This window comes from Knoellia remsis (assembly GCF_003002895.1).
Lineage (GTDB): Bacteria > Actinomycetota > Actinomycetes > Actinomycetales > Dermatophilaceae > Knoellia > Knoellia remsis.
The window spans coordinates 48,371-62,684 of the sequence record NZ_PVTI01000016.1; the positions used below are offsets into that span (position 1 = coordinate 48,371).

Genomic DNA, 14,314 nt, shown 5'->3' on the forward strand with positions numbered 1-14,314 from the left:
GAGAACGCATGACGGTCCTCGTGGGCTACGTCCCGAACCCGTTCGGCGAGGCGGCCGTGACTGCCGGCGTCGAGGAGGCGCGCCGCCGTGGTGAGCCGGTGCTCGTCGTCAACATGTCGCGCGACGACGTCCTCGCCGATGCCCGTCGCGCCGACGACGAACAGCTGTCCAGACTGACCCGCGACCTGGCGGAGCTCGGCCTCTCGGCCGAGGTCCGGCGGGTCGAGGAGGGCAACGATGCGGCCGAGGCGTTGCTCGCCATCGCCGCCGAGGTGGACGCGTCGGTCGTCGTCATCGGCCTGCGGCACCGCACACCCGTCGGCAAGCTCATCATGGGCTCGGTCGCGCAACGGATCCTCCTCGACGCGCGCTGCCCCGTCCTCGCCGTCAAACCCACCTGACCCACCTCCCCACCCCTGCCGGGAACGTCTCGCATCCGAGACGGTATGCCGTCCGCGCGACTCCCGCGGACGGCATACCTGCGCTGTGCTTGAGTCATGACCGACCAGGCACCACCGCAGACCCCGGTGCGACCCGTCGTCGTCGGCGGCGAACACCTCCGCATCGACGACGTCGTGCGCGTCGCCCGTCACGGCGCGGCCGTCGAGCTCAGCCCGACCGCACTCTCCGCCGTCCGCTCGACCCGAGCGACGATCGAAGGACTCGCGACCGACGCGATCCCGCACTACGGCGTCTCGACCGGGTTCGGCGCGCTCGCGACCCGGCACATCCCGGTCGAGCTGCGGGCCCAGCTGCAGCGCTCGCTCATCCGCTCCCACGCCGCCGGCGCCGGGCCCGAGGTCGAGCGCGAGGTCGTGCGCGCACTCATGCTGCTGCGCATCGCCACCCTCGCGACCGGCCGCACCGGGGTGCGCGCCGAGACGCTCGAGGCCTACGTCGCGATGCTCAACGCCGGCATCACCCCGGTCGTGCACGAGTACGGCTCGCTGGGCTGCTCCGGCGATCTCGCCCCGCTGTCGCACTGTGCGCTCGCGCTCATGGGTGAAGGGCTCGTGCGCGACTCCGACGGTGAGGTGCTCGAGGCTGGCGAGGCACTGGCCGCCGCCGGCATCGAGCCGGTCGAGCTGCACGAGAAGGAGGGGCTCGCCCTCATCAACGGCACCGACGGCATGCTCGGCATGCTCTGCCTCGCGATCGCCGACCTGCGCACCCTCGTCACCACCGCGGACGTCGCCGCGGCCATGAGCGTCGAAGGGCTGCTCGGCACCGACGACGTCTTCGCGGCCGACCTGCACGCGCTGCGGCCCCAGCCCGGTCAGGCGCGGTCGGCCGAGAACATGCGGAAGGTGCTGTCCGACAGCCCGATTCGCGAGTCACACCGCGACCCGGCGGCGTGCACGCGCGTCCAGGACGCCTACTCGCTGAGGTGCGCACCTCAGGTCGCCGGCGGCGTCCGCGACACCATCGACCACGCGGCCCGGGTCGCGGAGTGGGAACTCGCGTCGGCCATCGACAACCCCGTCGTCACCCTCGACGGCCGGGTCGAGTCCAACGGCAACTTCCACGGCGCACCGGTCGCCTACGTCCTCGACTTCCTCGCGATCGTCGCCGCCGACCTCGCGTCGATGAGCGAGCGGCGCAGCGACCGGTTCCTCGACCGGGCCCGCAGCAACGGCCTGCCGCCGTTCCTTGCCGACGACCCGGGCGTCGACTCCGGCCTGATGATCGCGCAGTACACCCAGGCAGCCATGGTTTCGGAGATGAAGCGCCTCGCCTCCCCGGCCAGTGTCGACTCCATCCCGAGCAGCGCGATGCAGGAAGACCACGTCTCGATGGGCTGGTCCGCCGCCCGCAAGCTGCGCCGCTCGGTCGACGCCCTCGCGCGCGTCGTCGCCATCGAGCTCGTCACCGCGGCGCGCGGCATCCAGCTGCGCGCGCCGCTGCAGCCCGGTCCGGCGGCCGTCGCGGTCATCGAGGCGCTCGGTGCCTCGGGTGAGGTCGCGCCGGGACCCGACCGGTTCCTCGCCCCCGACCTCGAGGCGGCCTACGAGGTCGTCGTCGACGGCACCGTCGTCGACGCCGCCGAGTCCGTCACCGGCCCGCTGCACTGAACCATCCGGCCGGTCCGGCCGCCCCCCGCCCGGGACCACACGGCATACCGACACCACACGGCATACCCGAAAAGCCTTGAAGGAGAACGTCATGGAAGGCGCCCGCCCCGTCCGCGCACCGCGCGGCACCACCCTGAGCCACGCCACCCACTGGGGTGCCGAAGCGCCGCTGCGGATGCTCATGAACAACCTCGACCCCGAGGTCGCCGAGCGCCCCGACGACCTCGTCGTCTATGGCGGCACCGGCCGGGCCGCGCGTGACTGGCGCAGCTTCGACGCGATGGTCCGTACGCTCTCGACGCTCAAGCAGGACGAGACGATGCTCGTGCAGTCCGGGCGCCCCGTCGGCGTCATGCAGACGCATGAGTGGGCGCCGCGCGTCCTCATCGCGAACTCCAACCTCGTGCCGGACTGGGCGAACTGGCCGGAGTTCCGCCGGCTGGAGCAGCTCGGGCTGACGATGTACGGGCAGATGACCGCGGGGTCGTGGATCTACATCGGCACGCAGGGCATCGTGCAGGGGACGTACGAGACGTTCGCGGCCATCGCGGAGAAGCGGTTCGGCGGCATCCTCGCCGGGACGCTGACGTTGACCGGCGGGTGTGGCGGCATGGGCGGCGCGCAGCCGCTTGCGGTGACCCTCAACGGCGGCGCGTGCCTCATCGTCGACGTCGACCGCAGCCGGCTCGAGCGCCGGGTCGAGCACCGCTACCTCGACGAGGTGGCAGACAACCTCGACGACGCGGTCGAGAAGGCGGTGCGTGCCAAGGAGGAGCGGCGCGGCTGGTCGGTCGGTGTCGTCGGCAACGCGGCCGAGGTCTTCCCGGAGCTGCTGCGGCGCGGGGTGCCGATCGACATCGTCACCGACCAGACGTCGGCGCACGACCCGCTCTCCTATCTGCCAGAAGGCATTTCGGTCGAGGAGTGGCACGAGTACGCCGACAAGAAGCCCGAGGAGTTCACCGACCGGGCGCGCGCGTCGATGGCCAAGCACGTCCAGGCCATGGTCGAGTTCCAGGACGCCGGAGCCGAGGTCTTCGACTACGGCAACTCGATCCGCGACGAGGCCCGGCAGGGCGGGTATGACCGCGCGTTCGAGTTCCCGGGGTTCGTGCCGGCCTACATCCGGCCGCTGTTCTGCGAGGGCAAGGGCCCGTTCCGGTGGGCGGCCCTCTCGGGCGACCCCAAGGACATCGCCGCCACCGACCGCGCCGTGCTCGACCTCTTCCCCGACAACGAGCGGCTGCACACGTGGATTCGCGGGGCGCAGGAGCGAATTGCCTTCCAGGGCCTGCCTGCTCGCATCTGCTGGCTCGGGCAGGGGGAGCGCGACAAGGCCGGTCTGGCGTTCAACGAGCTCGTCCGTCGCGGTGACGTCAGCGCACCCATCGTCATCGGCCGTGACCACCTCGACACCGGCTCGGTGGCCTCGCCCTACCGCGAGACCGAGGCCATGGCCGACGGCTCCGACGCCATCGCCGACTGGCCGCTGCTCAACGCGCTCGTCAACACCTCGTCGGGTGCGTCATGGGTGTCGATCCACCACGGCGGCGGCGTCGGCATGGGCCGTTCACTGCATGCCGGACAGGTGTCGCTGGCCGACGGGACGCCGCTCGCGGCGGAGAAGCTCGCGCGGGTCCTGACGAACGACCCGGCGATGGGCGTCATCCGGCACGTCGACGCTGGCTACGACATCGCCGAGCAGACCGCCGAGGCCCAGGGCGTCCGCATCCCCATGCGCGAGGGCACCGACGCCTGACCCGCGTCACCCCCGACTTATTGCGCAGAAATCGCATGCCCGCATGCGATTTCTGCGCAATAAGTCGGAGTCAGACGGTCAGGTCACGGTGGGGTACTGGATTGGTTGCGTTCCGGTCACGACGATCCGGACGGCCCGATCGAGGTGGTGGCATGTCGTCGTGGAACGGATCGAGCTGTCGCCCGGGGCGATGGCTCGTGTGCGGTGGGGGGTGTCACCGCTCGGCACGCTCTCGGCCTTCCTGAGACTGGCCGCTTCGGGTGAGCGGCACCCCGTCTGGGGGCGGGCGCGCGACGTGGTTGGTGGCGCGCTGGACCGTACGCCGCTCGTGGCGGAGCTGGTGCCGCGCGGAGGCCGCGGCTACATGCCGCTCGTGGCGCCGCCCCTGCCTGCGGCCCGCCCGAGCGCGGATGACGAGCTGGACGTCATCCGCGCCCTCGCGGACAGCGCAGTGGACGACCAGCTGAGCCAGACCGGGCGGCCCATGCCCCGGGCCCGCCGTCTGCTCGAGGCCGGGCAGATCACCACCGTCCTCGTCGCCGAGCTCTCCCTGCTGTGGCGCCACGGTCTGGCACGGGTCTGGCCGGATCTCGAGCACGCACTGGACGAGGAGTGCCAGATGCGATCGCATCTCCTCGGGACCGAGGGGCTGGCGGGCACTCTCGACACCTTGCATCCCCGGGTCCGCTGGGCAGGCGACGGGGCGCTGCTCGTCGATCGCGGACGTCGGCGCACGACCAACGTGGGCGCTGCCGGGTTGGTCGTCGTGCCGAGTCTCGTCGACAGCGTGCCCAGGCTGGCGCTGGAGACCGCGCCCGCCTGCATCTCCTACCCGGTGGGTCTGGAGATCGTTGAGGGTTCCCGGCATCGGGAACGTCGGGTGCGCGCGGCCGCCCGGATGATCGGGGACACCCGATGGAGGGTGCTCCAGGCGCTGGACGAGGGTCGGTCCACGACGGAGCTGGCGGAGAGGCTGCGGTTGCCCCTGTCGACAGTCGCAACGCACGTCTCCGTCCTGTACCGGGCCGGCCTGCTGACGCGGCGTCGCGTGGGTCGGTCGGTGGTCTACGAGCGCGACCGAGCCCGGCCGTGGTTCAGCTGATCTTCGTGTTCTGGTCCGCGAGAACGAGCCACGTGCCTCCCTCACGCGTCCATGTGAGGGTGAACAGTGCGTGCGAACGACCCAGCTCCGTGCCATCCGGCGCGTAGGCGATGTAGGTGTACTCGACCCTGGTCCATGCCGTTCGGCAGCCGCTCACGGTGCTGTCGACGTCCAGGAAGTCCTGCCGCCACGAGTCGCCGTCGGTGAACAGCTGGTCGTGGAGGGCGACGACAGCGTCCTTGCCCTCCACCGAGCTGCCGTCCGGGAAGATCAGCACGACGTCCTCGTGCAGCGTCGAAGCGTATGCCGTGAGGTCGCGTTCAGTGATCGCGTTCAGGTGGTCGTCGACGCGAGCCTCGAGCTGACGGGCGCACCCCGTGGCCTGCTGCTCCGCGGGGGCGGCGGTGACGGGCGGAGCCGTGGTGAGGAGTGCGGCCGCTGCGAGGACTGCCGCGGCGAGGGAGTGGCGCGTGGTGAGCATCGGATCCTCCGGGACGTGGTGATGGGGGAGACAGCACAGCACCACCACGGCGCACGAGGAACTCCTTCGACGTGGGTCGAAGGGTCAGCGGTGTGTGCGCACGGAATCGGCAATCAGTCGGGGGAGGGTGAACGGAATCGGCAATCAGTGGGGGTCGGTGACGTCGGCGACGTCGGCGCCGAGCACGCGCAGCACGTCATCGGCGTCCGCCGTCACCCCGACGCCGTGTGCGCCGGCACCCATCGAGATGACCCGCCCCGCGACCGTCGTGTCGGCGATGACCGGCCATGCCGTCGTCGACCCGAACGGCGTGATCGTCCCGCGCTCGTAGCCCGTCGCGTCCTTCGCCTCGGCCGCCGGCGGCATCGACAGCCGGTTGACGCCGAGGTGGGCGCGCAGCTTCGGCCATGAGATCTCGCGGTCCCCGGGCACGAGCACGAAGACGTAGTCCTGCTCGCCGCGCCGCACGACGAGCGACTTGATGATGTCGCGCGGCTCGACCCCGCGCAGTGCCGCCGACTCCGCGAGCGAGTTCGCCCGGCCATAGGTCGAGATCGTGTGCTCGATGCCGCTCTCGCCGAGAGCCTTCGCCGCGCGCTGGGCGCCTTCGGTCGCCTGGGGGTCGGTCATGGCACGACTCTAGGTGGGTCCCGTCTGGCATTTCGGACAGGTATGCCGTCGGCGCGCCTCGCGCGGCCGCCTCACGGTGTGGAATGGGCGAGGACAAGCGCGACCCGACCGCCCAGATCCGAATCGAACCGACCTGAACCCACCAGACCGACCAGTCCGACCCCGACGAACGAGAAGAGGCGACGTGACCTTCAGCGCCATGTGGCGGGACCTCGAGCCCATCGGCCGAGACGGAGGCTCCGGCGGCTACCGACGCTTCGCCTGGACGCGTGAGGACGCGACCCTGCGCGAGTGGTTCGTCGCCGAGGCGGAGCGTCGCGGGCTCGACGTCACGACGGACCGGGTCGGGAACCAGTGGGTGTGGTGGGGCGACCCCGACGCCGCCCTCGCCGCCGGTCGCCCGGGTGTCGTCACGGGGTCGCACCTCGACTCGGTGCCTGACGGTGGGGCATTCGACGGCCCGCTGGGCGTCGTGTCGGCCTTCGCTGCCCTGGATACGTTGCGGGACAAGGGGTTCGAGCCGGATCGGCCCATCGGCATCGTGAACTTCGTCGACGAGGAGGGGGCCCGCTTCGGGGTGGCCTGCGCCGGGTCGCGCGTCCTCACCGGCGCCATGACGGCGGACCGGGCCCGCTCCCTCACGGACGCCGACGGTGTCTCGATGGCCGAGGCGCTCGGGGCGGCGGGCCGCGACCCCGCCGAGCTCGGCCCCGACGCCGAGACGGTGCGTCGCGTCGGCACCTTCGTCGAGCTGCACGTCGAGCAGGGTCGCCACCTCTCGACCCTCGACGAGGACGTGCCCGTCGCGGTCGGCAGCGACATCTGGCCGCACGGCCGCTGGCGGCTGCGCACCCTCGGCGAGGCCAACCACGCCGGCACGACCCGGCTCGAGGACCGCGAGGACGCGATGCTCGGCTTCGCTGCCGCTGTCATCGCCGCCCGCCGCGCCGCCGAGACCCACGGCTGCGTCGCGACCGTCGGCAAAGTTGCCGTCACCCCCGGTGGCGTCAACGCCATCCCGAGCGAGGTCACCGGCTGGCTCGACGCCCGCGGCGCCGACGAGGCGGCCGTGCGTCGGGTCGTCGCGGACGTCACCGAGGTCGTCGAGGAGTTCGGCGGCCTCGTCGTCGAGGACTCTTGGACCGGGTCGACACCCTTCGACCCGGGACTGGCGCGGCGCCTCGCGACGCGACTGGGCGGCATACCGGTCATCGGGACCGGAGCCGGCCACGACGCCGGCATCCTCGCGAACGCCGGGGTGCCCACGGCGATGCTCTTCGTCCGCAACCCCACGGGCATCTCGCACTCGCCGGAGGAGTTCGCGACCTCGGAGGACTGCCTCGCCGGCGTCGACGCCCTCGCGACCGTGCTGGCAGACCTCGCCGGAGGTGACGCGACATGACGACGACCTACTGGTGCGAACACGCCCAGCTCCCCGACAAGGTCCACGCCGGCGTGCGAATCACGACGGACGGTGGCCGGATCACCGAGGTGATGCCGCGAACAACCGCTCGGGAGAACGACATCCGCCTGCGCGGCGTCACCCTCCCGGGTCTGGCGAACGCGCACAGCCACGCGTTCCATCGGATGCTGCGTGGGCGCACCCACGGTGACGGTGGCAACTTCTGGACGTGGCGGGACCAGATGTATGCCGTGACCGAGCAGCTCAACCCGGACACCTACTTCGCCCTCGCGAGAGGGGTTTTCGCGGAGATGCTCGCCGCGGGATACACCGTTGTCGGTGAGTTCCACTACCTCCATCACGATGTCGGCGGGCGCCCGTACTCCGACCCCAACGCCATGGGCGCCGCACTCATCGCCGCGGCCGAGGAGGTTGGGATCCGGCTCACGCTGCTCGACACGTGCTACCTCGCGGGCGGCCTGTCCTCGGACGGGCACCTACCGCTGGACGAGGTGCAGCAGCGGTTCTCCGACGGGTCTGTCGAGGCCTGGGCCGCCCGGGTCCGTGAGCTGCGAGACAGCGACCTCGTGCGCATCGGCGCAGCCGCGCATTCGGTGCGCGCGCTCACGGGCGCCCAGCTCGCGGAGTTCGCGTCGGCGGTGAGCGCGCTCGGGGAGCGTCCGGTGCACGCGCACGTCAGCGAGCAGGTCGCGGAGAACATCACGACGGAGATGGTCTACGGCGCAAGCCCGGTCGAGCACCTGGCTGATGCGGGGCTGCTGCGTGAGGGCTTCACCGCCGTCCATGCCACGCACTTGTCGGACATCGACCTCGAGCTCATGGGGTGCTCCGGTGCGGCGGCGTGCTTCTGTCCGACGACCGAGCGCGACCTCGCCGACGGCATCGGCCCGGCGTGCGAGCTGGCCGGACAAGGGGTGTCGATCAGTCTCGGGTCGGACCAGCACGCCGTCATCGACCCGTTCGAGGAGCTGCGCGGTATCGAGATGCACGAGCGGCTCAAGAGTCACGAGCGAGGCAGGTTCGGCGTCGCGGACCTGCTCGAGATGGCGACGAGCGCCGGCTACCGCAGTCTCGGCTGGGACGGCGGCGAGCTGCGTGTGGGTCAGCTCGCGGACTTCGTGTCGGTGCGCACCGACAGCCGCCGCACGGGTGGGGTGGCCCCGGGCCAGGTGGTGTTCGCCGCGACCGGTGCCGATGTCAGGGAGGTCGTCGTCGGGGGAGAGCGGGTGGTGTCGGCCGGCGTGCACCGTCTCGGACCCGTCGACGACGTCGTGGCAGAAGCCATTGCGGCAGTGAGGAGCACATCATGACCAGCACCGTCCACGCCCAATGACCAGCACCGTCCACGCCCATGGCGCGCCCGAACCCACGGGCAGCACCGCCTACGTCGGCATCGGCGAGCTCGTCACCTGCGACGGCACCGGCGAGGTCGGGCTCGGCATGCGCCGCGATGCCGCCGTCGTCGTCGAGGACGGCCTGGTCGCGTGGGTCGGTGAGAGCGCCGACGCGCCCGCCGCGGATCGTCGGGTCGACCTCGAGGGTCGGGCGGTGCTGCCCGGGTTCGTCGACAGCCACAGCCACCTCGTCTTCGACGGGGACCGGGCGGCGGAGTTCGCGGCTCGGATGACGGGGGAGCGCTACGACGGCGGCGGCATCGGTGTCTCCGTCGCCGCGACCCGCGCCGCCTCTGACGAGCGACTGCGCGAGCTCGTCGCCGCCCGCGTCGCCGAGATGCGCGCCCAGGGGACGACGACGGTCGAGATCAAGAGCGGCTACGGCCTCACCGTCGAGGACGAGGCCCGCGCGTTGCGCATCGCCCGCGAGCTCACCCCGGAGACGACCTTCCTCGGCGCCCACGTCGTGCCGGAGGAAGCGCGCGGCGACCGGACGGCATACGTCGACCTCGTCACCGGGCCCATGCTGGAAGCCTGTGCTCCGTACGCCCGGTGGGCGGACGTCTTCTGCGAGCCGAACTCCCCGCACGCCTTCACCGAGGACGAGTCGCGCGCCATCCTGCTCGCCGCTCGCGACGCCGGCCTGGAGCTGCGGGTCCACGGCAACCAGCTCGGTCCGGGTCCCGGCGTGCAGCTCGCCGTCGAGCTCGGCGCGGCGAGTGTCGACCACTGCACCTACCTCTCCGACGCCGATGTCGATGCCCTGGTGCAGGCCGCCGACACGACGTGCGCGACCCTGCTGCCCGGGGTCGAGTTCTCGACGCGCTCGCCCTACCCCGACGCCCGCGCCCTCCTCGACGCCGGGGTGAGCGTGGCGTTGGCGACCGACTGCAACCCGGGGACGTGCTACTCGGACTCGATGCCGTTCGTCATCGCCCTAGCGGTTCGCGAGATGGGGATGACGCCGAGCGAGGCCGTGTATGCCGCGACGGCCGGGTCCGCGAAGGCGTTGCGCCGGGGTGACGTCGGGCGCGTCGCCGTCGGGGGACCGGCTGACCTCGCCGTGCTCGAGGCGCCGAGTCACCTGCACCTTGCCTATCGCGCGGGCGTCCCCATCGCCCGGACGCTGGCTACGGCTGCGGATCGGACGGGGGAATGAGCGGCACGCCGTCGCTGGCGTCGTAGCCGTAGTCCAGCATTTCCTCGCGGGGCAGCACCCGGACCGGAGCCCCGAGCATCAGGCTGATGTGGCCCGACGCGACCATCAGCCCGATGCGGTCGCGTCCTGCTGGTGGGGTCACCGCGATGTAGACCGTGCATCCCACTGGCTCGCTCCCATCGGCGACGCCACCGTAGATCGTCGGGTCGCTCACCCCGGCCTCGGAGAGCACCTGGAGAATCCGCTCTCGCTGGGCCGTGAGTCGACGTCCGAGCGGCCCGGGAAACCTCAGGTCCGGGCCCGGTCCGCTCCGCTTCGTCAGCGTCCAGCCGAGCTCGAGCCCGCAGGCCGCCACCAGCCGCTCGAGGGCCGCGACGCTGGGCTGCTGCTGCCGCGACTCATAGCGAGCGATGACGTTCTGGCTGATGCCGGACCGTTCGGCGAGCTCACGCTGGGTCAGACGTTGTTCCCGGCGGGCTCGGCGCAACACGGTGCGCGCCATGTCGGAGGGCCACTGCTGGGTGGGTCGGGGCATTTCCCCACGATGACAAATCCGCTCGGACCACCAGGGGCGTTGTCCACAGGGTCGGCGGCACCCTTCGCTCGCAGCGTTGATGACGGATAAGTGTTCGTACACACTTATCCGTCATCAACGTTGCGACACCTAGGTGGTCGTGTGGCGGTCGCGGACCCCCTGGGAAGCGGACTCAGAGGTCGCGGTCGCGGATCTCGGCGGGCTTGTGACCCGCCGAGCGAGCGTAGAACTGGGCGGCCTTGCGCGTCGCCATCGTCCGGGCGATACCGGCCGCGAGACCCGTCAGAGCCGCATAGGCGAGTGCCGCCATGACGGGGGAGTCGGGGTCCTTGGGGTCGATCGACACGTCCTGCCCGGCCTTCTGCCAGACCTGGTCCGCGATCTTGGTCGCCGCAAGGCCAGCAGCGATCGCCGAGCCGGTTCCGAGGATCTTCCACACCATGCTTCCCACGGGATCCACTCTGCCACAGCGGCAGGAGTAAGGTGGATCTGTCACACGACAGGGGAGCGCTTCGGCGCTGAGAGTGCGGGCAACCGCAGACCCTCACACCTGATCCGGTTCGCACCGGCGTAGGGAGTCGAGTTCTCAGGTGACGTGGGCTGCATCCGTATGCCGTCCGCCCACCTCCCCGTATCCACCGGGCGCGCGCCCGGAGACCACGGGAGAAGAAACATGGCAGCACCGACCACGACGTCGACCCCGGCCCACACCGGCCGCGGCGGCAGCATCCTCGCGACCCGCCCCCTCATGGGCTGGCGGACCGTCGACATCCTCACGATCGCCTTCCTCGGCGCGGCCCTCGGCATCGCCTTCTGGGGCTGGGGCGTCTTCTACAACGGGCCGCTGTCGGCGATCTCGTTCGCGTTCCCACCCATGCAGGGGCTCCTCACCGGCCCGTGGTTCATCGCCGGAGTCGTCGGCGGGCTCGTCGTGCGCCGCCCCGGCGCCGCCTTGTTCTGCGAGGTCGTCGCAGCCCTCGTCTCGATGATCCCGGGCACCGAATGGGGCGCGACCGTCCTCGTCTCCGGCATCGTGCAGGGCCTCGGCACCGAGCTCGTCTTCGCACTCCTCGGCTACCGCGCCTTCGGCATCGCCGCCGCGGTGCTCGCCGGCGCGATGGCCGGACCGTTCGCCGCCTTCTACGAGTCGTTCACTTGGATCGCCGACTGGTCCTTCGGGTGGAAGCTCGCGTATGCCGCGTTCCTCGCCATCTCGGGTGCCGTCATCGCCGGCGCGGGTGGGTGGCTGCTCACCCGGGCGCTCGCGGCGGCCGGAGCGCTCAACGCGTTCCCGCCCGGGCAGGAGCAGCGGGAGTCCCGAGCTGTCTGAGCGGTCGGTGACGTCCAGCCAGACCTCCACGCCCGAGCCGCCGGCGTCCAGCACGCACGCTGGCGGTTCGGGCGGGCCCCGCAGGGCCGACGAGGCCGAACGTGCCGGCGGCCGGGTCGTCCTCGACGGAGTGACCTGGCGCCCGTACGGTCGGCGCGAACCGGTCCTGCGCGACGTCACGCTCACCCTCGAACCGGGAGAGCGCGTGCTGCTTGCCGGACCCAGCGGGGCCGGCAAGTCCACGCTGCTCCGTGCAATGGCGGGTCTGCTCGAGACCGCCGACGCGGGCGAGCTCAGCGGCTCGGTCACCCTCGACGGGCACGCGCCGGGAACGCGCGCCGGCGAGGTCGGTCTCGTCCTCCAAGAGCCGGGCGCCGGGATCGTCGCCTCGACGGTCGGGCGCGACGTCGCCTTCGGTCTCGAGAACGTCGCGCTGCCGCGGGCCGACATGGAACCGGCGATCCGCGCCGCGCTCGCGGCCGTCGGCCTCGACAAGCCGCTCGACACCCCGACCAGTGCACTCTCCGGCGGCGAGACCCAGCGCCTCGCCCTCGCGGGCGCGCTCGCACTCACCCCGTCGGTCCTCCTCCTCGACGAGCCCACGGCGATGCTCGACCCCGGCCACGCGGCTCAGGTGCGCGCGAGCGTGGAAGGCGCGCTCGCGGCATACCCGGTCACGACCGTGGTCGTCGAGCACCTCATCGGGCCGTGGGTGGGTCTCGTCGACCGGATGCTCGTCCTCGACGACGACGGGCGGCTCGTCGCGGACGGGCCGGTGCGTGAGGTGCTCGCGGCCGAGCGACAGCGACTCCTCGACATGGGCATCTGGGTGCCCGGCGAGCCGAACCCCACCCCGCTCACCACCGTGAAAAACTCACCCAATTGGACGGATGCCGCCACAGGAAGCGGGAAAAACTCACCCAATTGGACGGTCGAGGGCGAGCAGTCCGTCGCCGCCTCTGCCCTGACGATCGAGCGCACGACGCGGCTCGTCGACGGCTCGACCCGCACCCAGCCGGCGGCGGTCCTGGGAGAGCCGCTGTCACCGGCGGCGGCCACCTCGACCGCGCTCGTCGGACCCAGTGGCTCCGGCAAGTCCACCGTCCTGCTCGCCTTCGCGGGCGCCCTCACCCCGGCGCAGGGGGAGGTCCGAGCGGGTGACCGACCCGTCGCCGACCTCACCTCCCGCGAGCTCGCGGCAGCCCTCGGGTGGGTCCCCCAGTGGTCGAGCTCGACGATCGTCGCCTCGACGGTCCTCGACGAGGTGCTCGTCGCGTCGCGGGCCCTCGGCGAGGACGGGGACGAACGGGTCGCGGAGGCACGGGCACTGCTCGCTGTCCTCGGGCTGGACGAGCTCGAGGGGGCTGATCCGCGGGAGCTCTCCGGCGGCGAGCAGCGCCGGCTCGCGATCGCCGCCGCGATCCTGCACCGGCCGCCGCTGCTCCTGCTCGACGAGCCCACGGTCGGGCAGGACCGGCACACCTGGGCTGCGGTCGTCGGGCTGCTGCGGGACTACCGCGAGGCCGGCGGGGCGATCGTCGTCTCCACGCACGACGCCGCACTCATCGAGCGTGCACAGACCGTCGTCGAGCTCGCGCCGCCACCCCGGCCGCCGGAGCCGCCGGCCACCCAGCGGCTGCTCGCGGCCCGCGCCGGCCCGCTCGCGCTCCTCGCCGGGGCGGTGCTCGCGATCCCGGCGGGCATCATTCCGGACCACTGGAGCGTGTCCCTGACCGTCCTCGCAGTCCAGTTCGTGCTCGCCGTCGTGGCGCTCACGGCGGTGGGTCGGGGGAAGCGGCCGAGCGGGCGGGTACGACGCGTGCTGTTCCGCATGTGTCCCGGAGCCCTCGGTGCCCTCTCGGTCGGCTGGTCGACCTGGCTGCTCGGCGGGAACGACCTCACCACCGCGATCACGGCCGCGTTGCGCGTGCTCATCATCGTCTTCCCCTCCGCGGTGCTGCTGCCGCTCGTCGACCCCGACCGGCTGGGCGACCACCTCGCCCAGCGGCTGCGTCTGCCCGCCCGGCCCGTCGTGGCGGTCGCCGCGGCGCTGCAACGGGTGCACACGTTCGGTCAGGTATGGACCGAGATCGGGCTCGCCCGGCGGGTGCGGGGCGTCGACGGATGGCGGCCCGTGCCGCTCGTCCGGCACCTCGCCGTCGTGACGTTCGGGCTGCTCGTGCGGACGTTGCGGCTCGCGGCCGACCTCGCCGTCGCGATGGACGCCCGCGGGTTCGCGACGGCGGCGCGGCGGACGTGGTTCGCGGTGGCGCCGTGGCGCTGGCCGGACACGCTCGTCGTGCTCGCCTCCCTGCTGCCCATCGCCGTTGCCGTCGTGGCCCCGGCCCTGCTCACTCGTCCCTAACTGTCCAATTGGGTGAGCTCGGGACGGGTTGCTGGCAGGGCCGGTGTCCCCAACTGTCCAATTG

13 protein-coding genes and 1 riboswitch are annotated in these 14,314 nt (G+C 71.9%); of the genes, 9 read left to right on the forward strand and 4 right to left on the reverse strand.

The window, feature by feature from the left end:
* Positions 1-8: 8 nt before the first annotated feature.
* The 4 genes from BCF74_RS10560 (at position 9) to BCF74_RS10575 (ending at position 4,933) form a co-directional block, all read left to right on the forward strand.
* Positions 9-401, forward strand: coding sequence for a universal stress protein (locus BCF74_RS10560; RefSeq protein ID WP_106297923.1), 393 nt, complete (start codon positions 9-11; stop codon positions 399-401).
* Positions 402-497: 96 nt separating this feature from the next.
* Positions 498-2,072, forward strand: a complete 1,575-nt coding sequence (gene hutH / locus BCF74_RS10565) for a histidine ammonia-lyase (protein ID WP_106297924.1) — start codon at positions 498-500, stop codon at positions 2,070-2,072.
* 91 nt (positions 2,073-2,163) lie between these two features.
* Positions 2,164-3,831, forward strand: coding sequence for a urocanate hydratase (gene hutU / locus BCF74_RS10570; RefSeq protein ID WP_106297925.1), 1,668 nt, complete (start codon positions 2,164-2,166; stop codon positions 3,829-3,831).
* 160 nt (positions 3,832-3,991) lie between these two features.
* Complete coding sequence (locus tag BCF74_RS10575) at positions 3,992-4,933, forward strand: ArsR/SmtB family transcription factor (protein WP_106297926.1); 942 nt, start codon at positions 3,992-3,994, stop codon at positions 4,931-4,933.
* On the opposite strand, the gene BCF74_RS10580 is transcribed toward BCF74_RS10575, so the two are convergent.
* Together BCF74_RS10580 and BCF74_RS10585 are read right to left on the reverse strand one after the other, a co-directional pair.
* Positions 4,926-5,414, reverse strand: coding sequence for a YybH family protein (locus tag BCF74_RS10580; protein WP_106297927.1), 489 nt, complete (start codon positions 5,412-5,414; stop codon positions 4,926-4,928). The two genes, BCF74_RS10575 and BCF74_RS10580, sit on opposite strands and share 8 nt — an antisense overlap.
* Before the next feature lie 144 nt (positions 5,415-5,558).
* The gene (locus BCF74_RS10585; protein ID WP_106297928.1) at positions 5,559-6,044 is read right to left on the reverse strand and encodes an aminoacyl-tRNA deacylase; all 486 of its coding nucleotides are present in this window, start codon (positions 6,042-6,044) and stop codon (positions 5,559-5,561) included.
* A 199-nt stretch (positions 6,045-6,243) separates the two neighbouring features.
* Between BCF74_RS10585 and BCF74_RS10590 the strand changes: the two genes are divergently transcribed.
* Genes BCF74_RS10590 through hutI form a run of 3 tightly spaced genes read left to right on the forward strand, consistent with a single transcriptional unit; the run spans position 6,244 to position 10,020 of the window.
* Positions 6,244-7,446, forward strand: coding sequence for an allantoate amidohydrolase (locus BCF74_RS10590; protein WP_106297954.1), 1,203 nt, complete (start codon positions 6,244-6,246; stop codon positions 7,444-7,446).
* A complete protein-coding gene (locus BCF74_RS10595; RefSeq protein WP_106297929.1) occupies positions 7,443-8,777 on the forward strand; it encodes a formimidoylglutamate deiminase in 1,335 nt (444 codons plus the stop codon). The genes BCF74_RS10590 and BCF74_RS10595 overlap by 4 nt, the downstream gene beginning before the upstream one ends.
* A 19-nt stretch (positions 8,778-8,796) precedes the next feature.
* Complete coding sequence (hutI, locus tag BCF74_RS10600; protein WP_106297930.1) at positions 8,797-10,020, forward strand: imidazolonepropionase; 1,224 nt, start codon at positions 8,797-8,799, stop codon at positions 10,018-10,020.
* Here the strand turns inward: hutI and BCF74_RS10605 are convergent.
* Together BCF74_RS10605 and BCF74_RS10610 are read right to left on the reverse strand one after the other, a co-directional pair.
* On the reverse strand, positions 9,992-10,555 hold the full coding sequence (locus BCF74_RS10605) for a helix-turn-helix domain-containing protein (protein WP_106297931.1): 564 nt from the start codon (positions 10,553-10,555) through the stop codon (positions 9,992-9,994). The genes hutI and BCF74_RS10605 overlap by 29 nt on opposite strands.
* 172 nt (positions 10,556-10,727) lie before the next feature.
* On the reverse strand, positions 10,728-10,997 hold the full coding sequence (locus BCF74_RS10610; RefSeq protein WP_106297932.1) for a DUF4235 domain-containing protein: 270 nt from the start codon (positions 10,995-10,997) through the stop codon (positions 10,728-10,730).
* A gap of 49 nt (positions 10,998-11,046) precedes the next feature.
* Positions 11,047-11,149, forward strand: a riboswitch (TPP riboswitch).
* A gap of 79 nt (positions 11,150-11,228) precedes the next feature.
* Here BCF74_RS10610 and BCF74_RS10615 point away from each other — a divergent pair.
* Both BCF74_RS10615 and BCF74_RS10620 read left to right on the forward strand, forming a co-directional pair.
* Positions 11,229-11,885, forward strand: coding sequence for an ECF transporter S component (locus tag BCF74_RS10615; RefSeq protein ID WP_106297933.1), 657 nt, complete (start codon positions 11,229-11,231; stop codon positions 11,883-11,885).
* A gap of 7 nt (positions 11,886-11,892) precedes the next feature.
* A complete protein-coding gene (locus BCF74_RS10620; protein ID WP_245889298.1) occupies positions 11,893-14,250 on the forward strand; it encodes an ATP-binding cassette domain-containing protein in 2,358 nt (785 codons plus the stop codon).
* Positions 14,251-14,314 lie beyond the last annotated feature (64 nt).